This is a genomic window from Actinomycetospora chlora (assembly GCF_039542135.1).
GTDB classification, from domain to species: domain Bacteria; phylum Actinomycetota; class Actinomycetes; order Mycobacteriales; family Pseudonocardiaceae; genus Actinomycetospora; species Actinomycetospora chlora.
In genome coordinates this window covers 38,647-59,719 of the sequence record NZ_BAABHO010000014.1, presented here as the reverse complement: position 1 = coordinate 59,719, position 21,073 = coordinate 38,647, and the positions used below count along the sequence as shown (strand labels likewise).

The 21,073-nt window shown below is 74.0% G+C and carries 17 protein-coding genes, 2 tRNA genes and 1 pseudogene; 10 read left to right on the top strand and 10 right to left on the bottom strand.

Translation table 11 applies throughout. From position 1 onward, the window contains the following. The first annotated feature begins 5 nt into the window (after positions 1 to 5). Together ABD994_RS10960 and lysS are read left to right on the top strand one after the other, a co-directional pair. Positions 6 to 800: a fumarylacetoacetate hydrolase family protein gene (locus ABD994_RS10960; RefSeq protein ID WP_345414047.1), complete on the top strand. Its 795-nt coding sequence runs from the start codon at positions 6 to 8 to the stop codon at positions 798 to 800. Positions 801 to 848: 48 nt separating this feature from the next. Beyond that, the gene (gene lysS, locus ABD994_RS10955; protein ID WP_345414045.1) at positions 849 to 2,486 is read left to right on the top strand and encodes a lysine--tRNA ligase; all 1,638 of its coding nucleotides are present in this window, start codon (positions 849 to 851) and stop codon (positions 2,484 to 2,486) included. A gap of 12 nt (positions 2,487 to 2,498) precedes the next feature. Here the strand turns inward: lysS and ABD994_RS10950 are convergent, their stop codons facing one another. Then, positions 2,499 to 3,251, bottom strand: a complete 753-nt coding sequence (locus ABD994_RS10950; RefSeq protein ID WP_345414043.1) for an AIM24 family protein — start codon at positions 3,249 to 3,251, stop codon at positions 2,499 to 2,501. Between the two features lie 13 nt (positions 3,252 to 3,264). Beyond that, the gene (locus ABD994_RS10945; RefSeq protein WP_345414041.1) at positions 3,265 to 4,761 is read right to left on the bottom strand and encodes a class F sortase; all 1,497 of its coding nucleotides are present in this window, start codon (positions 4,759 to 4,761) and stop codon (positions 3,265 to 3,267) included. Positions 4,762 to 4,914: 153 nt separating this feature from the next. Here ABD994_RS10945 and ABD994_RS10940 point away from each other — a divergent pair, with 153 nt between their 5' ends. From ABD994_RS10940 to ABD994_RS10930, 3 genes are all read left to right on the top strand, one after another. Beyond that, a complete protein-coding gene (locus tag ABD994_RS10940) occupies positions 4,915 to 6,099 on the top strand; it encodes a CaiB/BaiF CoA transferase family protein (RefSeq protein ID WP_345414039.1) in 1,185 nt (394 codons plus the stop codon). Next, a complete protein-coding gene (locus ABD994_RS10935; RefSeq protein ID WP_345414037.1) occupies positions 6,089 to 6,583 on the top strand; it encodes an SRPBCC family protein in 495 nt (164 codons plus the stop codon). Before ABD994_RS10940 ends, ABD994_RS10935 begins: the two co-directional genes overlap by 11 nt. Positions 6,584 to 6,654: 71 nt before the next feature. Then, the gene (locus ABD994_RS10930) at positions 6,655 to 7,953 is read left to right on the top strand and encodes an MFS transporter (RefSeq protein WP_345414035.1); all 1,299 of its coding nucleotides are present in this window, start codon (positions 6,655 to 6,657) and stop codon (positions 7,951 to 7,953) included. Between the two features lie 19 nt (positions 7,954 to 7,972). On the opposite strand, the gene ileS is transcribed toward ABD994_RS10930, so the two are convergent. Then, on the bottom strand, positions 7,973 to 11,125 hold the full coding sequence (gene ileS / locus ABD994_RS10925) for an isoleucine--tRNA ligase (RefSeq protein ID WP_345414033.1): 3,153 nt from the start codon (positions 11,123 to 11,125) through the stop codon (positions 7,973 to 7,975). Positions 11,126 to 11,303: 178 nt separating this feature from the next. On the opposite strand from ileS, the gene ABD994_RS10920 reads away from it, so the two are divergent. Continuing rightward, a tRNA-Gln gene (locus tag ABD994_RS10920) sits at positions 11,304 to 11,375 on the top strand. A 48-nt stretch (positions 11,376 to 11,423) separates the two neighbouring features. Then, a tRNA-Glu gene (locus ABD994_RS10915) sits at positions 11,424 to 11,496 on the top strand. A gap of 54 nt (positions 11,497 to 11,550) precedes the next feature. Here the strand turns inward: ABD994_RS10915 and ABD994_RS10910 are convergent. Next, the gene (locus ABD994_RS10910; protein WP_345414031.1) at positions 11,551 to 12,414 is read right to left on the bottom strand and encodes an NAD(P)H-binding protein; all 864 of its coding nucleotides are present in this window, start codon (positions 12,412 to 12,414) and stop codon (positions 11,551 to 11,553) included. Positions 12,415 to 12,545: 131 nt separating this feature from the next. Here ABD994_RS10910 and ABD994_RS10905 point away from each other — a divergent pair, with 131 nt between their 5' ends. Next, positions 12,546 to 12,908, top strand: coding sequence for a winged helix-turn-helix transcriptional regulator (locus tag ABD994_RS10905; protein ID WP_345414029.1), 363 nt, complete (start codon positions 12,546 to 12,548; stop codon positions 12,906 to 12,908). A gap of 326 nt (positions 12,909 to 13,234) precedes the next feature. Further along, positions 13,235 to 13,831 carry a TMEM165/GDT1 family protein gene (locus ABD994_RS10900; RefSeq protein WP_345414027.1) on the top strand — a complete coding sequence of 199 codons (597 nt, stop codon included), beginning with the start codon at positions 13,235 to 13,237 and terminating at the stop codon, positions 13,829 to 13,831. A gap of 3 nt (positions 13,832 to 13,834) precedes the next feature. Here the strand turns inward: ABD994_RS10900 and ABD994_RS10895 are convergent, their stop codons facing one another. From ABD994_RS10895 to ABD994_RS10885, 3 genes and pseudogenes are all read right to left on the bottom strand, one after another. After that, complete coding sequence (locus ABD994_RS10895; protein WP_345414025.1) at positions 13,835 to 14,554, bottom strand: ZIP family metal transporter; 720 nt, start codon at positions 14,552 to 14,554, stop codon at positions 13,835 to 13,837. A gap of 20 nt (positions 14,555 to 14,574) precedes the next feature. After that, positions 14,575 to 15,785, bottom strand: a pseudogene (locus ABD994_RS10890) (cupin domain-containing protein). 18 nt (positions 15,786 to 15,803) lie between these two features. Beyond that, complete coding sequence (locus ABD994_RS10885; protein WP_425550050.1) at positions 15,804 to 17,063, bottom strand: cytochrome P450; 1,260 nt, start codon at positions 17,061 to 17,063, stop codon at positions 15,804 to 15,806. Positions 17,064 to 17,155: 92 nt separating this feature from the next. Here ABD994_RS10885 and ABD994_RS10880 point away from each other — a divergent pair, with 92 nt between their 5' ends. Further along, on the top strand, positions 17,156 to 17,947 hold the full coding sequence (locus ABD994_RS10880; RefSeq protein ID WP_345414023.1) for an alpha/beta hydrolase: 792 nt from the start codon (positions 17,156 to 17,158) through the stop codon (positions 17,945 to 17,947). A 4-nt stretch (positions 17,948 to 17,951) separates the two neighbouring features. Here the strand turns inward: ABD994_RS10880 and ABD994_RS10875 are convergent, their stop codons facing one another. The 3 genes from ABD994_RS10875 to ABD994_RS10865 all read right to left on the bottom strand — a co-directional run bounded on the left by ABD994_RS10875 (position 17,952) and on the right by ABD994_RS10865 (position 21,057). Further along, a complete protein-coding gene (locus tag ABD994_RS10875) occupies positions 17,952 to 18,797 on the bottom strand; it encodes an SAM-dependent methyltransferase (RefSeq protein ID WP_345414173.1) in 846 nt (281 codons plus the stop codon). A 72-nt stretch (positions 18,798 to 18,869) separates the two neighbouring features. After that, positions 18,870 to 20,276, bottom strand: coding sequence for a glutamate decarboxylase (gene gad, locus ABD994_RS10870; RefSeq protein ID WP_345414021.1), 1,407 nt, complete (start codon positions 20,274 to 20,276; stop codon positions 18,870 to 18,872). Positions 20,277 to 20,304: 28 nt separating this feature from the next. After that, complete coding sequence (locus ABD994_RS10865; RefSeq protein WP_345414019.1) at positions 20,305 to 21,057, bottom strand: DUF998 domain-containing protein; 753 nt, start codon at positions 21,055 to 21,057, stop codon at positions 20,305 to 20,307. Between the last annotated feature and the right edge of the window lie 16 nt (positions 21,058 to 21,073).

Sequence of the window (21,073 nt, the reverse complement as noted above, 5' to 3'; positions counted from 1 at the left end):
ACGTCGTGCGTCTCGCCCGGATCGCCCACGCCGACGGCGTCTCCTTCGCCGCCCTGCAGTCCGCCCCGACCGCCGGCGGCGGGCCCGAGACGGCGGGGGACGTCTGCGCCGAGATCGCCGAGCACCCGTTCGGCGACCCCACCTTCACGGGACGGACCTGGCCGCTCGCCGACGTCCGCGTGCTCGCGCCGATCCTGCCGACGAAGGTCGTCTGCATCGGCAAGAACTACGCCGACCACGTCAGCGAGATGGGCGGCGAGGCCCCGCCGGCGCCGCTGATCTTCATGAAGCCCTCGACGAGCGTCATCGGCCCCGGCCTGCCGATCCAGCTGCCGCCGGACTCCGAGCGCGTCGACTACGAGGGCGAGCTCGCCGTCGTCATCGGTATGCCGTGCCGCGACGTGCCCGAGGCCCGGGCTCGCGACGTCGTCCTCGGCTACACCGTCGCCAACGACGTCACCGCCCGCGACCTGCAGCAGGCCGACGGCCAGTGGACCCGGGCCAAGGGCTACGACTCGTTCTGCCCGCTGGGTCCGTGGATCGACACGACCGTCGACCCCAGCGACCTGGCCATCCGCACCGAGCTCGACGGGGAGGTCCGCCAGCAGTCGCGCACGCACCTGCTGCTGCACCCCGTCGACGAGCTCATCGCCTACATCTCGCGGGTGATGACGCTGCTGCCCGGCGACGTGATCCTCACCGGCACCCCGGCCGGGGTCGGGCCGATGACGCCGGGCCAGCAGGTCAGCGTCACCGTCGAGGGGATCGGCACCCTGACCAACCCGGTCCAGGCCCGCTAGGCCCCCGTAGCCTGGGACGGGATCGATCCTCACGAGGAGTACGCGCAGGTGGTGGAGACGGCCGTGACGCCGGAGCCGGACTGGGTGTCGGCCATGGCCGACGAGGTGATCGAGCGCGCCGGACCGGGGACGAGGATCGTCTGCGCGTCCGGCCTGAGTCCCTCGGGTCCCATCCACCTGGGCAACCTCCGCGAGGTGATGACGCCGCACCTCGTCGCCGACGAGATCCGCCGCCGCGGGTACGACTGCGAGCACCTGGTCTCGTGGGACGACTACGACCGCTTCCGCCGCGTCCCCGCCGGCATCGACCCCGCGTGGTCGGAGCACATCGGCAAGCCGCTCTCCGAGGTGCCGGCGCCGCTGGGCAGCCCGTTCGCGAACTGGGCCGAGCACTTCAAGGCCCCGATGATCGCCGCGCTCGCCGACCTCGGCGTGCCGTTCCGGGGCATCAGCCAGACCGAGATGTACACCTCGGGCGCCTACCGCGACCAGGTGCTGCTGGCCATGCGCGAGCGCGCCACGATCGACGGCATCCTCGGGCGGTTCCGCACGAAGAAGAAGGACGCCGCGACCGACGACGACGAGGACGTCGTCCACAGCGGCGAGTACTTCCCCTTCAAGCCCTACTGCGGTGGCTGCGGGCGCGACGACACGACCATCACCGCGTACGACGACGCCAGCACCGAGATGACCTACACGTGCGCGTGCGGGTTCACCGAGACCGTGCTGCTGCGCGACTTCACGCGCGGCAAGCTGGTGTGGAAGGTCGACTGGCCGATGCGGTGGGCCTACGAGGGCGTGCACTTCGAGCCCTCCGGCGTCGACCACTCCTCGCCCGGCTCCTCGTACCAGGTCGGCGGCCTGATCGTCGACGAGGTCTTCGGCGGAGAGCAGCCGATCGGCCCGATGTACGCCTTCGTCGGCATCACCGGCCAGGCGAAGATGTCGAGCTCGCGTGGCTCCGTGCCCACCCCGGGCGACGCGCTGGAGATCCTCGAGGTGCCGGTGCTGCGGTGGCTGTTCGCGCGGCGCCGCCCCAACCAGGCCATCAAGGTCGCGTTCGACCAGGAGATCCACCGGCTCTACGACGAGTGGGACGCCCTCGAGCGCAAGGTCGCCGCGGGCACGGCGGGCGGCATCGAGACCACCGGGCACGTGCGCGCCGTCAGCACGGCCGAGCAGGAGCTGCCCCGCACCCCGGAGCCGGTGGCGTACCGGACGCTGACGTCGGTCGTCGACGTCACCGCCGGCGACGCCGTGCAGCTCGAGCGCATCCTCGGGGGCCTCGGCGCGACGCTCGACGGCGCCCGCCCGCGTCTCGACCGGGCCACGCACTGGGTCGAGGGCTACATGCCCGACGACGCGCACACCCGCCTGCGCGACGAGCCCGACACCGCGCTGCTCGCCTCCCTCGGCGAGCAGGAGCGCGAGGCCGTCGCGATGCTGCGCGACCACCTCACCGACGACTGGTCGCTCGACGGCCTCACGACGCTCGTCTACGGCGTGCCCAAGAAGCAGGCCGGCCTGCCGCTGGACGTCAAGCCCACCGACGAGCTCAAGGCCGCCCAGCGGCGGTTCTTCGTGGTCGTCTACCAGCTGCTGGTCGGGGCCGACACCGGCCCGCGCCTGCCCACCCTGCTCCTCGCCGCCGGGCCCGAGCGGGTGCGCCACCTCCTCGGCGGCTGACGGCGGGTCGGCTCAGCGCAGGAAGCTGTTGATCATCCCGCCGACGCCGCCGTGGCCGGCCTCCTGGCCGCTGCCGTGGCCGCCGACGGCGCTGGACGGCGGGGGCTCCTCGGACGGCTGGACGATGACGAAGCCGCGCCCGCCGAAGGTGAGCGTGAAGGCCTCGCCGGTGGTGCGGCCCAGCAGGGTGCCGAGGCCGATCTGGTCGGCCCGGTGCACGCCGACCTGCAGCCCCGCGGACCAGGCGACGGCGGCCTGGGGGTCGGCGAAGGTGGGCTGGTCGACGTTGAGCACGACCGGCGTGCCCTTGCACGTGACCGCCAGCCGGCCCTGCCCGGAGAACACGCAGTTGAAGAGGCCGGCCCCGGACATCATCCCGGCGCCCTGCACCATCTGAATGTCGTAGGACAGCGTCGGCTCGAACGCGAGCACGTTCTTGCCGTTGATCGACAGCGCGTCGTGCGGGCCCTCGAGGTCGATGAGGTGGACGTCCTGGGCCGCGTCGGCCAGGAACACGTCGCCCCGGCCGCTGACCTTCATCAGCGGCACGCCCTCGCCGGTGAGCTGCTTCTTGATGAAACCGCCGATCCCGCCGGAGCCCAGCGCCTCGAAGTGCACCTGGCCCTGGAAGGCGACCATCGCGCCCTGGCGGGCGAGGAACTCGCCGTCGAGCTCGGCCTTGAGCATCTTCGAGTTCTGCAGGCGCAGGCCCGGCTGCGCGGACTCCTGCTCCTGGTTCTCCGGGGCGAACAGGTTGCTGCGCACGAGCCGGAGTCTGTCAGCGCGGCGAGGCGAAGACGACGACGTTGTCGACGTACGAGCGCGTCGTGCGGTCGAACGGTCCGCCGCAGGTCACGAGCCGCAGCGCCGGGCCCGCGGTCGGGCCGTAGACGCGGTCGGTGGGGAAGTCGTCCTTGCCGAAGCGCTCGACGGAGTCGACGACGAAGTGGGCGACGGTGCCGTCGCTGCGCGGGACGTCGATCGCGTCGCCGGCGCGCAGGTCGCGCAGCCGGGAGAACACGCCGGGGCCCTGCCAGGAGTCGACGTGGCCGACGACCACGGCCGGTCCGGCCTGCCCGGGCACGGAGCCCTCGGTGAACCAGCCGACGTCCTGCGGCCCGGCCGGGGCGGGGAGGCCGCCCCGGCCGTCGAGGGTCAGGTCGTCGAGGTGGTCGGCGGCGACCCCGGCCGCGGGCACCGACAGCCCGGTGGGTCGCAGCGGGGCCTGCCCGGTGGCCGGCACGGCGACGACGGGCATGGGGCGCGCGGCCGGGGCGACCGCGGGCCCGGCCGGCGCGCCCGCGAGGGCGCCGAAGCCGGCGGGGACGCCGCCGCTCGGGGTCCGGCGGGGCGGCGGGGTGGGGGACGAGCTGGTGGTCGGACCCGCGCTGGGCGTCGGGGTGGCACCGGTCGGCGACGAGGTGGACGACGGGGCGCTCGACGGCGTGCCCGACGGGGTGGGGGTCACGGTGGTGGACGGGGTGGTCGACGGCGTGCCCGAGGACGCGGTCGCGGGCACCGCGCTGGCGGCGTCGGGCACCGCGGTGACCGCCAGCGCCCCCGCCGCGTCGCGCGTGACGATCACGGAGTTCACCGACGAGCTCGCGACCGGCAGCGTGACCTGCGTGCTCTGGCCCGCGCTGGTGGTGACGTCCATGGTCCAGGTGCGTGCGGCGACCGTCGCGTAGTCCGAAGCCGCGCCGTAGAAGATGTCGTCCGCGATCGGGCCGCCGCCCTGCGCGGTGACGTCGACCGCGCCCACCCCGCTGGCCGCGGCGACCACGCGCACGAGCGCGGACCCGGGTGCGGGGGCCTGCGTCCGGTCGGTGAGCAGCTCGGCCTGCGGGGAGGCGTTCGGCCCGACGTCGACGAACGCCGCGGTCTGCGCCGAGCCGGGCGTCACGGCGACGCTCGTGCTCAGCGCGGGCGGGGTGGACGCGGCGGCCCCGGCGGGGCGCGCCTGCAGCGTGTAGACGCCGGGCGCGGCCGGGAGGTAGTCGGTGAGGCCGCGGTAGGACACCGACGAGGCGACCTTGGTGAGCGGGAGGCCGGGCCCCTCGGCGTACATGTCGACGGCGCCGGTGGACGGCGAGAGGTGCGCGACGCGCAGCAGCCCCTGGTCGGTCGGCGCGGTCTGCGACGTCGGCACGACGTCGAGCGACACCACCCCGGCCTGTGCGGCGATGCCCGTCCCGCCGATCGCGAACCCCAGGGTGGCCAGCGCGAGCGCCGCCGTACCCGCCCGGCGCCCGATCGGGCCCTCCGTCCGTGTCATCTCCGCCGTCCTCGGTGCTCGCCGTGGTGTTCCGTCCGTCCCCCGACGCGCGTCGTTCGGCCGATCGGGCGATCTGGTTCGAGCCGAACGAACGACGCTCGTCACAACGAGCGGCACCGCGCGAGGATGCGACCGGACGGGCACGATCGACCCATGAGCGAGCCGGATCCCCCTGCCCTCCCGCTCGACGGCGTGCTCGTCGTGTCCTGCGAGCAGGCGGTCGCCGCGCCGCTGGCCACGCGGCACCTCGCCGACCTCGGCGCGCGGGTCGTCAAGGTGGAGCGGCCGGGCCGCGGCGACTTCGCGCGGGACTACGACACCGTCGTGCACGGGCTCTCGAGCCACTTCGTGTGGCTCAACCGCGGCAAGGAGAGCGTGGCGCTCGACCTCAAGGACCCCGACGGCATCGCCGCCCTGCGGCGGATCGTCGCGCGCGCCGACGTCTTCGTGCAGAACTTCGCGCCGGGGGCGGCCGAGCGCCTCGGGCTCGGGGCGGAGGACCTGCGCCGGGAGCACCCGCGCCTGATCACCTGCTCGGTCTCCGGCTACGGGTCCAGCGGGCCCTACCGCGACGCCAAGGCCTACGACCTGCTCATCCAGGCCGAGACGGGCCTGGTGACGATGACCGGCACGCCGGAGCACCCGGCGAAGGCGGGCATCCCGGCCGCCGACGTCGGCGCGGGCATGTACGCGTTCTCGGGCATCCTTGCCGCGCTCTACGAGCGGGAGCGCACGGGGGAGGGGACCGCGCTGGAGGTCAGCCTGTTCGACGCGCTGAGCGAGTGGATGGGCTTCCCGCTGACCTACGCCGCCGGCGCGGGCCACGCCCCGCAGCGGGCCGGGATGTCGCACCCGGCCATCGCGCCCTACGGCACCTTCGCCGCCGGGGACGGCACCGAGGTCGTCCTGGCGATCCAGAACGAGCGGGAGTGGGTGCGGTTCTGCGCGGAGGTCCTCGGCGACGAGGACCTCGCGTCCGACGAGCGGTTCGCCACCGGCTCCGCCCGCGTCGAGCACCGCCCCGACCTGCACGCCGCGATCGACGCGGTGCTGGGCACGCTCGACGGCGAGGAGGTGGTCGCCCGCCTGGCCGGGGCGGGGATCGCGCACGCCCGGCAGCGCGACCTCGTCGGCGACGACGGGGTGCTCGCCCACCCGCAGCACGCGGCCCGCGACCGCTGGCGCACGGTCGGCTCCCCGGCCGGCGAGGTGCCCGCGCTCGTGCCCCCGATCGGCCTGCCCGGGCGTCCGCTGCGGATGGGACCGATCCCCGACGTGGGTGAGCACACCGACGCCGTGCTCGCCGAGTTCGCGGCGGAGGCACCCGATGCCCGCTGAGCTCACCGGGCCGGCGCAGCCCCTCCCGGCGGGCTGGCTGACGCACACCCACGTGCACCGCTTCACGGTGGCCGCGGCCCGGGACCGGGTGTGGGACTGGCTGTGCGACCCGGCCACGTTCACCGACACCCAGGTCGGGCCGTTCCGCGTCGAGTTCCTCGGCGGCGGGTTCGAGCCCGGGGTCCTCACCACCCACCACGGCCCGCTGCTGCACCTGCCCGGCGTGATCGGCGAGATCCGCGACGGGGAGTACCGCGACCTGCAGTACCTCTACGGCGCGTTCGCCGTGTCGTTCCGCCTGCTGCGCCCGACACGGCTGCAGATGCGGGTCACCGACGACCCGGCCGAGCCGGCCGGCGGCACGGTCGTCGAGGTGACGATCGACGCGCACGTCCACCCGCGGTTCCTGCGCCCGTGGGCGCTGTCGCAGCGGCTGTTCTGGCGGCGGTTCGAGACCTGGACGCAGCGCGCAGCGACCAGCTGAGCACGCACGGTTGCCCTCACCCGTTCGGGTGCGCTCTCATATCGGACACCGATCGCGCGAGGAGGACACCGGTGTCCGACACGACCCCGTCCCGGAAGGGCATCTTCGCCGCGAGCTTCATCGGCACGGCGATCGAGTGGTACGACTACTACATCTTCGGCACCGCCGCGGCGCTGGTGTTCGGGACCCTCTTCTTCCCCCGGTTCTCCTCGGTGGCGGGCACGCTCGCGGCGTTCGCGACCTTCGCGGTCGGCTTCGTCGCCCGGCCGCTGGGAGCCGCGGTGATCGGCCACTTCGGCGACCGCATCGGCCGCAAGTCCATGCTCGTGCTCACGCTCGTGCTGACCGGCGGCGCCACCGCGCTCATCGGCCTCCTGCCCACCTACGCGGTGATCGGCGTGGGCGCCCCGCTGCTGCTGGTGCTGCTGCGCCTGCTGCAGGGCTTCGGCGTGGGCGGGGAGTGGGGTGGCGCGGTGCTCATCGCCACCGAGCACGCGGCGGGCCGGCGCCGCGCGGTGTACGGCAGCTTCGCGCAGTTCGGCGTCCCGATCGGGGTGCTCACCTCCAACCTCGCGTTCCTCGCCGTCGCGGGGCTGCCCGACGAGGCCTTCGCGTCGTGGGGCTGGCGCGTCCCGTTCCTGCTCTCGATCGTGCTGGTGGTCGTCGGCCTGCTCGTGCGCAGCCGCCTGCAGGACGCGCCGGAGTTCCAGCGGGTCAAGGAGCGGAACGCGACGAGCACGGTGCCCCTCCGCGAGCTCTTCCGCCGCCACCCGCGCGTGCTCGCGCTGGCGAGCCTCGCCTCGATCGCGCCGCCCGCCGTCGGCTACACCGTGATCGTCTACATGCTCAGCTACGGCACCCAGGTGCTCGGCTACGAGCGCACCACCCTGCTCTCGCTGATCCTGCTCTCGACCGTGGTGTGGGTGGCGACGATCGTGGTCGCCGCCGTCCTCGCCGACCGCTACGGCTCGCGCCCGGTCTACGTGATCGGGGCGCTCACGGCCGTCATCTGGCCGTGGCCGATGTTCGGCCTGGTCAACACCGGGTCCGCCGCCCTGGCCGGGCTCGCGTTCGCGGTCGCGGCGGTCGTCCAGGGGATCATGGCCGGGGCCCAGGGCGGGCTGTTCAGCGAGATCTTCCCGGTGCGCGTGCGCTACAGCGGCATCTCCATCGCCTACCAGGTCGGCGGCATGGTCGGCGGCGCGGTGACCCCGATCGTCGCCACGGCGCTGTTCGGGGCCACCGGCTCGTCGACGCCGATCGCGCTCTACGTCGCGGCCCTGTCGGTGCTCACGCTGGTGGCGGTGCTCGGCCTGCGCGAGGGCTCGGGTCGCGCTGAGGAGGCCGACGCCGAGGTGCCGGTGCGGTGAGGGCGGTGCGGGCCCGCCGTCAGCCGCCCGCCCGGGTGATCGCCACCGCCAGGGAGAGGTCGTCGGACGTCGCCGCGGCGTCGCCATTGACGGCACCCTCGGTCATCGACACCGCGAGCACCTCCTCGGCGATCGTGCCGGCGTGCGTGCGCACCGCGTCGGCGACGTCGGCGCGGCCGGCGGCCCAGGTCAACGCGATGCGGTCGGACACCTCGAGACCCCGGGTCTTGCGGGCCTCCTGCACGACCCGCACGACGTCGCGGGCGAGGCCGGCGGCGCGCAGCTCGTCGGAGAGCTCGGTGTCCAGGCCGACCGACAGGCCGCCCTCGGAGCGGACCGCCCACCCCTCGCGGGGCGTCTCCTCGACGAGGATCTCGTCGCCGGACAGCGTGATCTCCTCGCCGTCGACGACCACGGTGAGCGAGCCGTCGACCGGGACGTCCGTGGACGCCTTGACCGCCTCCGCGACGGCCGGCGTCCGCTTCGCGAAACGCTTGCCCAGCGCCCGGAAGTTGGGCTTGACGGTGACCTCGACGAGGTCGGAGCCCGCCGCCTCGACCCGCGCGACGTTGAGCTCCTCGGCGATCTCGGCGAGCAGCCCGGCGTCGAGCGCGGCGAACCCGGGGGCGGCCACGACCGCCCGGGAGAGCGGCTGGCGGGTGCGCACGCCGCTCGCGGCGCGCGTCGAGCGGCCGAGCTCGACGATGCGCTGCACGAGCGCCATCCGCTCGGCCAGGCCGGGGTCGACCGCGGCCTCGTCGACCTCGGGCCAGTCGGCGAGGTGCACCGAGTCGGGCGCGCCCTCGACGACCCCGGACCCGCCCTCGCCCTGCAGCAACGTCCACAGGTAGTCGGTGGCGAACGGCGTGAACGGCGCCATCAGCCGCGAGAGCGTCTCGACGCAGGTGTGCAGCGTCTCGAGCGCGGCCGCCTCGCCGTGCCAGAAGCGGCGGCGCGAGCGGCGGACGTACCAGTTGGACAGGTCGTCGATGAAGGCGCTGATCGCCCGGCCGGCGCTCGACGAGTCGAAGTCGTCGAGCGCGCGGGTGACCTCGCGGACGCAGCCCGCGAGCTCGCCGAGGACCCAGCGGTCCATGGGGTGCTCGGACCTGGCCGCCCCGCCGGAGGGCTTCCACCCCGACGCGTTGGCGTACGTGACCAGGAACGACGCGGTGTTCCAGTACGTCAGCAGGATCTTGCGGACGATCTCGCGCAGCGCCTCGTGCCCGACGCGGCGGTCGACCCACGGCGAGCCCTGGGCGAGCATGAGCCAGCGCACGGCGTCGGCGCCGTGGGAGTCGAACAGCTCGAACGGGTCGAGCACGTTGCCCAGGTGCTTCGACATCTTGCGGCCCTGCTCGTCGAGCAGCAGGCCCAGGCACACGACGTTCTCGTAGGACGACCGGTCGAACACCAGCGTGCCGACCGCCATCAGCGAGTAGAACCAGCCGCGGGTCTGGTCGATCGCCTCGCAGATGTACTGCGCGGGGTACGCGGCCTCGAAGTCGGCCTCGTGGTGGTGCGGCGCGCCCCACTGGGCGAACGGCATCGCGCCCGAGTCGTACCAGACGTCGATGACGTCGGTGACGCGGCGCATCGTGCCGGTGCCGCTCGGGGCCGGGAAGGTGACGTCGTCGACGTAGGGGCGGTGCGGGTCGAGCTCCGACAGGTCCTGCCCCGCGTACGACCCGAGCTCGGCCAGCGAGCCGACGCACACCATCTCCGACGGGTCGGCGTCGTTGCGCCAGATCGGCAGGGGGGTGCCCCAGTAGCGGTTGCGCGACAGCGCCCAGTCGACGTTGTTCTCGAGCCAGCCGCCGTAGCGCCCGTGCTTGATGTGCGGCGGGTACCAGTTCGTCCGCTCGTTCTCCTCGAGCAGCCGCTCGCGCACCGCCGTGGTGCGGATGAACCACGAGGGGAGCGCGTAGTAGATCAGCGGCGTGTGGCAGCGCCAGCAGTGCGGGTACGAGTGCTCGTAGGACTCCGAGCGCCACAGCACCCCGCGGGCGCGCAGCTCCTCGACCAGCGTCGGGTCGGCGCCCTTGAAGAACATGCCGCCGACCAGCGGGACGTCGGCGAAGAAGTGCCCGTCCGGCCCGATCGGGTTGACCATCTCGAGGCCTTCGGCCTTCGCCACGAGGTGGTCCTCGGCGCCGAAGGCGGGCGCCATGTGCACCAGGCCGGTGCCCGCGTCGGTGGTGACGTGGTCGCCGTGGACGACGCGGTGCGCGTCACCGAAGCGCTCGTCTCCGATGAGGTCGAGCGGGCGCCGGTAGTGGCTGCCGAGCAGGTCGGCGCCGGTGAGCCGGTCGGTGACCCGCGCGTCCTCGCCGAGCACCCCGAGCAGGTCCTCGGCGACGACGAGGTCGTCCCCGGCGCCGGTGGTGGCGCGGACGTAGACGATGTCGCGCGCGACGGCCACCGCGGTGTTCGACGGCAGCGTCCAGGGCGTCGTCGTCCAGACCAGCAGGTCGGCGCCGGACCAGGGGCCGTCGGTGAGCGGGAAGCGTACGTAGACCGAGGGGTCGACGTCGTCCTCGTAGCCGAGCGCGACCTCGTGGTCCGACAAGGGCGTCTCGTCGCGCGGGCAGTACGGCGTGACGCGGTGGTCCTCGACCAGCAGGCCGTCCTCGAAGATCTTCTTGAGCGACCACCACACGCTCTCGACGTAGCGCGGGGCCATGGTCATATAGGCCTCGTCGAGGTCGACCCAGTAGCCCATGCGCTCGGTCATCGCGGCGAAGGCCGAGACGTTGCGCAGCGCCGACTCGCGGCACGCGGCGTTGAACTCGGCGATGCCGTAGGCCTCGATGTCGCCCTTGGCGGTGAAGCCGAGCTCCTTCTCGACGGCGAGCTCGACGGGCAGGCCGTGGCAGTCCCAGCCGGCGCGGCGCGGCACGTGGTAGCCGCGCATCGTCCGGAACCGCGGGAACAGGTCCTTGAAGGCCCGGGCCTCGACGTGGTGGGTGCCCGGCTGGCCGTTGGCCGTCGGCGGGCCCTCGTAGAAGATCCACGGGTCGCCGCCGGCGGTGCGCTCGAGGCTGCGACGGAACACGTCGCGGTCGTCCCAGCGGGCGAGGACCTCGCGCTCGATCGCGGGCAGGTCCACGCTCGCGGGCAGCGGGGCGAACGCGGACTCGCCCCGGGGAGCCGGGGCCGGCGAAGAACTCACGTCTCGATCTTCCTGGTCGTGCGGTAGCCCAACTCACCCAGGCTACCGGTGCGCACCCGGGTGCCCTGACCTGCGGGTCCGGCGCCGCCCGGGGGGTGTCGATCCGGCGCCGACCGATGTCCTAGACTGGGTGCCGTCGCCGACGGAGACGGTCTACCGTCACGCTCGGTGATCGCCATGGGGTATGGTGTAATTGGCAACACGGCTGATTCTGGTTCAGTTGTTCTAGGTTCGAGTCCTGGTACCCCAGCTGCGAGCGGTGATGGACCGTCCTCTAAGGTTCCACCCGTTCTCCTAGGGCCCCGTCGTCTAGCGGCCTAGGACGCCGCCCTCTCAAGGCGGTAGCGGGGGTTCGAATCCCCTCGGGGCTACACCCACGAACGCGGCGCACCGGTCCCCGGTGCGCCGCGTTCGTCGTTCCGGGGTCAGACGGTCGCGGCCGCCTCGCGCGCGGCCGCGTCGACGACGCCGGTCCACGGGGTGGCCGGGCGGCCGAGGAGGCGTGCGAGGTCGTCGCCGGGAGCAGTGAGCCAGCCCGCGGCCGCGCCACGGTCGGAGTCGGCGAGCACCGCCGCGAACGGCTCCGCCAGTCCCGCGCGGACGAGCGCCTCGGTGTACGCCGCGACCGTGAGGTCGGTGTAGGGCACGTCCCGCCCGGCCACCCGGCCGATCTCCGCAGCGAGCTCCGCGCGGGTGAAGCCCGGGCCGCCGAGCTCGAGGACGTCGCCGGCCACCGCGCCGCCGGTCAGGGTCGCGACCGCGGCCCGCGCGTAGTCCTCCCGCGTGGCGGCGTCGAACCGGCCCGCGCCCGAGGCGCCGACCATCCCGCGCTCGACGTCGCCGGCCACGTCGGCGAGGAAGTTCTCGACGTACCAGCCGTTGCGCAGCAGCACGTGCGGCAGTCCGGCGTCGGAGAGCATCCGCTCGGTGGCGGCGTGCTCCCGGGCGAGGACCATGTCCGAGGTCTGGGCGTGCAGGATGCTCGTGTAGGCGACCAGCTCGACGTCCGTCGCGGTCAGGGCGTCGACGACGGCGCGGTGCTGGGGGACGCGCGCCCCCACCTCGCTTCCCGACACGAACAGCACCCGGGTGGCGCCCGCGAAGGCCGCGGTCAGCGTCGCCGGATCGTCGTAGTCGGCGCGACGCACGTCCACGCCGCGCGCCGCGAGGTCGTCGAGCGTCTCGACCCGCCTCCCCGTGGCGCGGACCTCGTCCGCGGGCACGCGCTCGAGCAGCGCGTCGACGGCCAGGCGGCCCAGGGCTCCGGTGGCTCCGGTGACGACGTACACGGTGACTCCCTCGCGGTCGCGGGCCGCGGCTCGCGGCCCCTCGACCTCGGCAACCGCTCGCCCGCCGTCCTGGTTCCCGTCGGAGAGTGAGCACCTTGAAGTGCTGTAGGTACCTGGGAGATAGTGTGCTGGTGAGGGGCAATGTGTACCGCGCGGACTGCCCGAGCCGGCAGGTGCTGGACCGCATCGGCGACCGGTGGAGCGTCCTGGTGGTCGGCACGCTCGGCGAGGGCACCCTGCGCCACGGGGCCATCGCGGCCCGCATCGGCGGCATCACCCCGAAGATGCTCACCCAGACGTTGCGTGGTCTCGAGCGCGACGGCCTGGTCTCGCGCACCGTCCACGCGGAGGTCCCGCCGCGGGTGGAGTACGCGCTGACCGACCTCGGCCGCAGCCTGCTCGGTCTCGCCCGGGCCCTCGACGACTGGGCCGAGACCCACATCGAGCAGGTCGACGCCGCTCGCCGGGCCTACGACGCCCGCACCCCGTCCTGACCGACACCATTTCTCGGACCTGCCGAAAAGGTGGTTTCGGCGAGCCGAAATCGTCGTTGGGGAACGGGCCACAATTCGTCCGGGTGAGTGGGGTCACCGGGGTTGGAATTGTCGGGGAGGAATGGGATAACGTGCTGCACAGCGAAGGGGAGTAGCTCCCAACACCGCGGTCGACACACTGACGCCCCGGCGTCCGGTCGCGAGGGCCACCGGTTCACCGGTGGCGGGCGAGACCTTCGGCATCGACCCCCGCGGGTCGGGCCGGAGCGTGCCCCGGTCCGGTCCGACTCGATCCGACCCGATCCGACCCGGAGGAGCACGACGCCGTGACCGGCTTCCTCGCCGCGACCGCCCTGAGCTTCGCCGTCATCTTCGTCGCCGAGCTGGGCGACAAGTCCCAGCTGATGGCGCTGACGTTCGCCACGCGCTTCAGGGCGCTGCCCGTGCTGCTCGGGATCGCCGCGGCCACGGCGGTGACGCACGCGGTCTCGGTCGGGGTCGGCTACCTGCTGGGCGCCGCCATCCCGACCTTCTGGATCTCGCTCGTGGCGGCCGTCGCGTTCGTCGGGTTCGGGCTCTGGACGCTGCGCGGCGACACGCTCACCGACGACGAGAAGTCCCGGGCGGGCGGCACGTCCCGGTCGACGTTCCTGACGGTCGGCGTCGTGTTCTTCCTCGCGGAGCTCGGCGACAAGACCATGCTCGCCACGATCACCCTCGCCACGCAGTACCCGGGCGCGAGCGGCGTCCTCGGCGTCTGGGTCGGCTCGACCGTCGGCATGGTGCTCGCGGACGGCCTGGCGATCGTGCTGGGCCGCGTGCTCGGCCGGAACCTGCCCGAGCGGCTCATCCGCGTCGGCGCGGCCGTGCTGTTCTTCGCCTTCGCCGCGTGGATCGCGATCGAGGCGTTCACCGGCGCCTGAACCTCAGGCCAGCAGCTCGTCGAGCACCAGGTACAGCAGGAAGCCGACGAAGAAGCCGACGCTCCCGAGCGCCGTCTCGCCCTGCTCGTGGGCCTCGACCAGCAGCTCCTCGGTGGCCAGGTACATGAACGCCACGGCCCCGAACGCGAGCACGCCGGCGAGCAGCTCGGGGGAGGCGCCCGCCAGCGCCACGGCGCCGAGCGCGGCGCCCGCGACGGTCAGCAGCGCGAGCGCGGCCGGCGCGACACCCATCACCCAGCGGGGCGCGCGGTGGCGCATCGCGCCGGCCAGGGAGAGCCCGACGAAGAGGTACTCGATCGCGAGCGCGATGCTCAGCAGGATGCCGGTGCGGGCGCCGGCGCTGAAGCCGGCGCCGAGCACGATGCCGTCGACGAAGAAGTCGATGCCCGTCGCGATGCCGAGACCGACCGGCAGGCCGCGGCGGGCGTCGCCGTCGTCCGGTGCCTCCAGGCGCTCGCCGACCGCGCGGAACGTGAACATCACCGCCACGCCCACCGCGAACCCGGCGATCGCCACCCACGGCGACTGCCGCAGGACCCCGGGCAGCAGCTCGATGGCCGCCGCTGCGAACACGACACCGGCTGCGAAGTGCTGGATCCCGCTGGTGACGCGCCGCCCCGGCGGGCGGATCACCGCGACCCCGCCCGAGACACCGGCCGCGGCGACCGGGACGAGGGTGAACAGCACCGCCGAGAGCGTCACCCTCCCATCGTGGGCGCCCGTCAGCTCAGCGGCCCGGCAGGGCCCCGCCCGGCCCACGTCCAGGCGTACCGGCCGTCGTCGGCGGCCCGGCCGCCCTCCCCGAGCTCGAGCGGCCGCAACGTGTCGACCATGACCGCGACCTCGTCGACCTCCTGCACGCCGAGGGACGCCTCGACCGCCCCGGGCTGCGGCCCGTGCGAGTGCCCGCCCGGGTGCAGGCTCACCGAGCCCACCCCGATGCCCGAGCCCTTCCGGGCCCCGTAGCTGCCGCCGCAGTAGAACATGACCTCGTCGGAGTCGACGTTCGAGTGGTAGTAGGGCGCCGGCACCGCCAGCGGGTGGTAGTCGACCTTGCGGGGCACGAACGTGCAGATCACGAGGCCCGTCGCCTCGAAGACCTGGTGCACCAGAGGGGGCTGGTGCACCCGTCCGGTGATCGGCTCGAAGTCGGCGACGGCGAACCGGTAGGGGTAGAGGCAGCCGTCCCAGCCGACGACGTCGAAGGGGTGGGTGGGCACGACGTAGCGCGTGCCGGTGATGCCCCCGCGCGAGTCGCGGTGCTTGACCAGCACCTCCACCTCGCCGCGCCGTCCACCACGAGCGGGGTGTCGGGGGCGCCGAGGTCGCGCTCGCAGTAGGGCGCGGTCTCGAGGAACTGCCCGAAGCGCGAGAGGTAGCGCTCCGGCGGGCGGACGTGGGAGTTCGCCTCGATCACGTAGCAGCGCAGCGGCCCGTCGCCGGACGGCACCCAGCGGTGGGTCGTCGCGCGCGGCAGCACCAGGTAGTCCCCGGCGGTGACCGACAGCGCGCCGAACACCGTCTCGACCTCGGCGTCGCCGGCCTCGACGAAGACGCACTCGTCGCCGACGGCGTTGCGGTAGAGCGGCGAGGCCTCCCCGGCCGCGACGTAGGAGATGCGCACGTCGTCGTTGCCCAGGACGAGCCGGCGGCTGGTCACCGGGTCGGCGGCCTTCCACTCGTTCGCCGGGAAGAGGGTGTGCAGGGCGAGGTGGCGCGGCAGCAGCGGCTGGTTGACGGTCGTGGACAGGTCGCCCGGGGTCCACGGCGTCGCGTCGACCATCGCCGAGGGCAGCCCGCGGTGGTAGAGCAGCGACGAGTCGGAGCTGAAGCCCTCCTCACCCATGAGCTCCTCGGCGTAGAGGCCGCCGGCGGCGTCGCGGTGCTGCGTGTGGCGCTTGCGGGGCACGTCGCCCACCCGCCGGTAGTACATGTCGGCCTCCTCGCGCGCTCACCAGCGCAGGGGTAGATGGGTGATGCCGTTGATGAAGTTCGAGGTCAGGCGGGTGGGTGCGCCGGCGAGCTCCACCGGCGGCAGCACGTCCACGAGGGCGGTGTGGAACGCCCGCAGCTGCATCCGCGCGAACTGCGCGCCGAGGCACAGGTGCGGGCCCTGGCCGAACGCGAGGTGGTCGCACGGGTCGCGGGCGATGTCGAAGCGGAACGGGTCGGCGAAGTGGCGCTCGTCGTGGTGCGCCGAGACGTGGTAGACGACGACCTTGTCGCCCGCGGCGATCTCGGCCCCGCCGAGGACGGTGTCGCGTGCCGCGGTGCGCCGGAACGTCAGCACCGGCGGGTGCCACCGCAGCATCTCCTCGACCGCGCCCGGGAGCGCGGCGCGGTCCTCCCGCAGGCGCCGGTACTGCTCGGGGTGCTCGACCAGGGCGAGCACCCCGCCCGGCAGGGCCGACCGGACCGTGTCGTTGCCGGCGATCGTGAGCAGGAAGAAGAACATCTGGAGCTCGGTGTCGTCGAGGGTCTCGCCGTCGACGCGGGCCTCCACCAGCGCGGTCATGACGTCGTCGGCCGGGTGGCGACGCTTGTGCTCGGCGAGCTCGCCCGCGTAGGCGAACATCTCGGCGAGCTGGGCGGGCGAGCGCGGGTTGACCGGCCGCCCGCGCTCGTCGCGGACGTCGTCGGCGTGCTGGGGGTCCTGGTAGCCGATGACGCGGTTCGTCCAGCGCAGGAGCAGGTGCCGGTCGGACGCGGGCACGCCCATCAGCTCGGCGAGGTTGGTCAGCGGGAAGTCGTCGGTGACCTGCACGGGCAGGTCGCACCCGCCGTCGCCGGCGACGTCGCGCAGCAGCCGGCGGGCCCGCTCGGCGACGTCCGCGCCGAAGCGCTCCAGGCGACGGCGGGTGAACGCGGCCGTGACCAGGCGCCGGAGCCGCCCGTGCTCGGGCGGGTCCATGTTGAGGATCATCCGCCGGATGAAGGGCAGGTCCTCGGGCTCGGGGTCGCGGATCTGCGTGGCGCCCAGCCAGGAGCTGAAGACCTCCGGCGTGCGCAGGACGTGGCGGACGTCGTCGTAGCGGGTGACGGCCCAGAACCCGGGACCGGCCGGCCAGTCGCCGACGGCGTGCTCGTGCTGCCACGCCACGGGCGCCTCGTCGCGGCGGCGCCGCAGCGCCTCGTGCGGTACGCCGCGCGCGAAGACGGCCGGGTCGAACACCTCGGCGTCCGTCCCGGCGCTGACCCCGATGTCGGTCACCGGCCCACCTCCTCGCCCCGCGATCGTCGCAAGCCGCGCCGCGGTCCGAAACCCGTCGACCGGCCCGGCGCCGGCCCGTAGCCTGCGCCGCCGTGGACCTGCCGATCACCTACGTCCTCGTCCACGGCGCGTTCGCCAACGCCGCCCACTGGAGCCCGCTGGTCCGGGCCCTGGCCCTGCGCGGGCACCGGGCGCTGGCCGTCGACCTGCCCGGGCACGGCCTCGACGCCCGCCCGGGCGGCATGGCCGGCATCTCCACGGCCGACGACGTCGCGGCCGTCGTCGACGTCGTCCGGGCCGCCCGGGAGCACGGCCCGGTGGTGCTCGTCGGCCACAGCCGGGGCGGGCTGACCGTCACCGCCGTGGCCAACGCCGTGCCCGAGCTGCTCGACCGCGTCGTCTACGTGTCGGCCTGGTGCTGCGCGGGCGCGGGACCGAGCGAGTACGCCACGGTCGCACCCTCGGCGCTCGACCGGCTCGCGCCACGGCTGCTGCTCGCCGACCCCGCGGAGGTCGGCGAGCTGCGCGTCGACTTCCGCACCACCGACCCCGAGCTGCTCGACGCGCTCCAGGACGCGCTGCTCGCCGACGGCACGCGCACCGAGCTCCACGCGATGCTCGCGACCATGGACCTCGGCGAGGCCCTCGCGATCGACGAGACGGCCGTGCGGGTCGACCCCGAGCGCTGGGGGACGCTGCCCCACACCTACGTGCGGCTCGCCGACGACCGGGCGCTGCTGCCGGCGCTGCAGGACCGGTTCGTCGCCGACGCCGACGCGCTGCTCCCGGTGCCGTTCGCGACGGCCGAGCTCGCCACCTCGCACCTCGGGGTCCAGCTGCGGCCCGCGGCACTCGCGGACGTCCTCGTGCCGACCGGGCCGTGACGGGTCAGGGCAGCAGCGCGATCGCGGCGTAGCCGCCGGTCGGCCGGGCCTCGGGGTCGGGGGCCGGCCAGTCGACGATGTCGACCATCCCGGGCTCGGCGAGCGCGTTCCCGCCCAGCAGCTCGTGGATCTCCGGGCGGCTGCGCAGGACGACCTCGGTGGCGCTGCCCCGGTAGCCGTCCTGGATGGCCCGGGTCCGCGCCGCGAGCTCGGCGTCGTCGTGGTCGGCGCTGCCGTGCGTCATGACGTGGGCGCTGCCGGGCGCGAGAGCGGCGCGGTAGCGCGCCAGGATCGCCGGCAGCATCGGGTCGGGCACGAAGTGCAGCACCGCGACCGTGAGCAGGGCCGTCGGGAGCGCGGGGTCGAGCAGGTCCCGGACCCCGGGCGCACCCAGCACCGCGTCGGGGTCGCGCATGTCGGCCCGGGTGACGCTGACGGTCTCCAGCCCGTCCACCACCTCGTGGGCGTGGGCGACGGCGACCGGCTCGAAGTCGACGTAGGCCACCCGCGCGTCGGGCCGGTGCGCGAGCGCGATCTCGTGGACGTTGCCGACCGTCGGCACCCCGGAGCCGAGGTCGAGGAACTGGTGGATGCCGCGGTCGAGGCACCAGGCCACGGCGCGTCGCAGGAAGTCGCGGTTGGCCCGGCACACGTAGGCCATGTCCGGGTTCTGCGTGAGGATCTTCGCGGCCTGCTCGCGGTCGACGGCGAAGTTGCACGCCCCGCCGAGCAGGTAGTCGTAGATCCGGGCGGCGTTGGCGCGGTCGAAGTCGATGCCGGCCTCCAGCGCTCGTTCGGGCGCCGACCACCCGGCCGGTGCTCCCCGACGGTCCCCCTGGCCGCGCGGCACGGTCAAGACGCGCTCGCCCCCTCCGCCATCGTCACCCAGCGCGATGGTCCCATCACCGCCGTCGGGTGGGGGTCAGCGGTGCGCGCGCGGGGCCGGGTCGCCGGTGTGGCTGAACGAGCTGTCGGTGGCGGCGTCGCGCAGCGGGCCCGGCTGGCGCTCCAGGCGTTGGAGCACCCGACGCAGGTCGGCGAGGAGCGCGTCGGCGAGGTCGTGGGTGAAGCCGTTGCGCACCACGAACCGCAGCACGGCGAGGTCGGTGCGGTCCGGCGGGAACGTGTACGCCGGCACCTGCCAGCCGTGCTCGCGCAGGCCCGCGGAGACGTCGAACACCGAGTAGCGGGTGACGCCGTCGTCGAGCGTCGCGGCGAACACGGGCAGCTCGTCGCCGCGCGTGAGGAGCCGGAACGGGCCGAGACCGGCGATCTCGCGAGCCAGGTGGGTCGCCACGTCGCGGCAGTGCTGCTGGACCCGCCGGAAGCCGTCCCGGCCCAGCCGCAGGAACTGGTAGTACTGCGCGGCGACCGGCCCGCCGTTGCGCGAGAAGTTGAGGGTGAACGTCGCCATCTCGTCGCCGAGGTAGTTGACCCGGTAGATCAGCTCCTCGGGCAGCGCCTCGGCGTCGCGCCAGACCACCCACCCGAGGCCGGGGTAGACCAGGCCGTACTTGTGGCCGCTGGTGTTGATCGACGCGACGCGGGGCAGGCGGAAGTCCCACTCCAGGTGCGGGTCGAGGAACGGCGCGACCATCGCGCCGGAGGCGCCGTCGACGTGCACGGGGACGTCCGGGCCGCCGCGGGCGGCGAGGTCGTCGAGCGCCGCGCAGATCGCGGCGACGGGCTCGTAGCTGCCGTCGAACGTCGAGCCGAGGACGGCGACGACGCCGATGGTGTTCGCGTCGACGCGGGCGAGGGCCTGCTCGGCGTCGAGGTGGAAGCGGTCACCCGACACCGGAACCAGACGCGGCTCGACCTCGAAGTAGTTCGCGAACTTGTCCCAGCACACCTGGACGTTGCCGCCCATGACGATGTTCGGCCGGCCGGTGCCGCCGCGGGCGGCCCAGCGCCGCTTGAGGGCCAGGCCGGCGAGCATGCCGGCCTCACTCGACCCCGCCGTCGAGCAGCCGGGTGCGGACGCCGCGTCGGGGGCGTGCCAGAGGTCGGCGAGCATCCGCACGCAGCGCCGCTCGAGCTCGGCGGTCCGCGGGTACTCGTCCTTGTCGATCATGTTCTTGTCGGCGCACTCGGCCAGCAGGAGCGCCCCGTGCGGCTCCATCCACGTCGTCACGAACGTGGCGAGGTTGAGCCGCGCGTTGCCGTCGAGCATCAGCTCGTCGCGCACGAGCTGGTGGGCCACCTCCGGCGCGAGCTCGTGCTCGGGCAGCCGGTGGGACGGCATGCGCCCCGGCTCGGCGGTGAAGATCGGGACGAGGCTGGCGTCGAGACCGCTCCCGGCGTACGGGACGTCTCCTCCGTGCGGCATGCCGCCGATCCTGGCGCGCCGCGGCCGATCAGTCCTGCGGGCTCGCCGGGGTGAGCAGCGGCGTGCGGCGGTAGAGGTCCAGCGAGACGACGGCCAGCCACACCCACGCGACGACCAGCCCGACCCAGAAGCCGAGCACCGCCACCGGCGAGGCGCTGCCGCTCGCGATGCCCAGGAAGCCGAGCAGGAAGACGATCCCGGCGATGCGGGAGAACCAGGCCATCCCGGGCCGGGCGTGGTACGCGCGGGCGAGCACGAGGCAGCCCGCGACCAGGGCCAGGAAGCCGATCCCGCCGAACAGGAGGTGCCCGACGCCGCCGACGGTGACCGTGGCCGGCGGCCCGTCCGGCGTCCCGGGCGGGAAGCCGTTCATCGGATCGGCGACGAAGGCGCCCGCCCCGACGAGACCGACGCCGTAGACGGCGACGAGCCGCGGACCCCACACGCTGCCGGGACCGCCGCCGAGCACGCGCAGCGCGCGGCGCATCCCGACCGCGGCGGCGATCACCATCAGCCCGGAGAGCACGAGGTTCGCGATCTGGATCCAGCCCCACGCGCCGTTGGCCAGCAGGGACAGGTCGTGGCGGGCGAGGTCGAACCCGTCGCGGGTCAGGGCCTGGACCAGGCCCACGACGACGTAGAACGGCCCGACCAGGACGCCGTAGCCGAGCAGCGAGCGGGTGATCGCCGCCGTGCGGTCGGCGTCGCCGCGCCCGACGAGCGGGCTGCCCGACGGACCGGTGGGGCGCCCGGCCGCCGAACTGGACTGCTCGGTACTCATGGACCGGACGGTACTG

What these genes read in the sequence shown, in the direction of transcription:
- gad (WP_345414021.1), bottom strand. Translation starts at nt 20,276, where the DNA reads ATGCCGCACGGAGGAGACGTCCCGTACGCCGGGAGCGGTCTCGACGCC.
- ABD994_RS10945 (WP_345414041.1), bottom strand. Translation starts at nt 4,761, where the DNA reads ATGACACGGACGGAGGGCCCGATCGGGCGCCGGGCGGGTACGGCGGCG.
- ABD994_RS10940 (WP_345414039.1), top strand. Translation starts at nt 4,915, where the DNA reads ATGAGCGAGCCGGATCCCCCTGCCCTCCCGCTCGACGGCGTGCTCGTC.
- ABD994_RS10935 (WP_345414037.1), top strand. Translation starts at nt 6,089, where the DNA reads ATGCCCGCTGAGCTCACCGGGCCGGCGCAGCCCCTCCCGGCGGGCTGG.
- ABD994_RS10865 (WP_345414019.1), bottom strand. Translation starts at nt 21,057, where the DNA reads ATGAGTACCGAGCAGTCCAGTTCGGCGGCCGGGCGCCCCACCGGTCCG.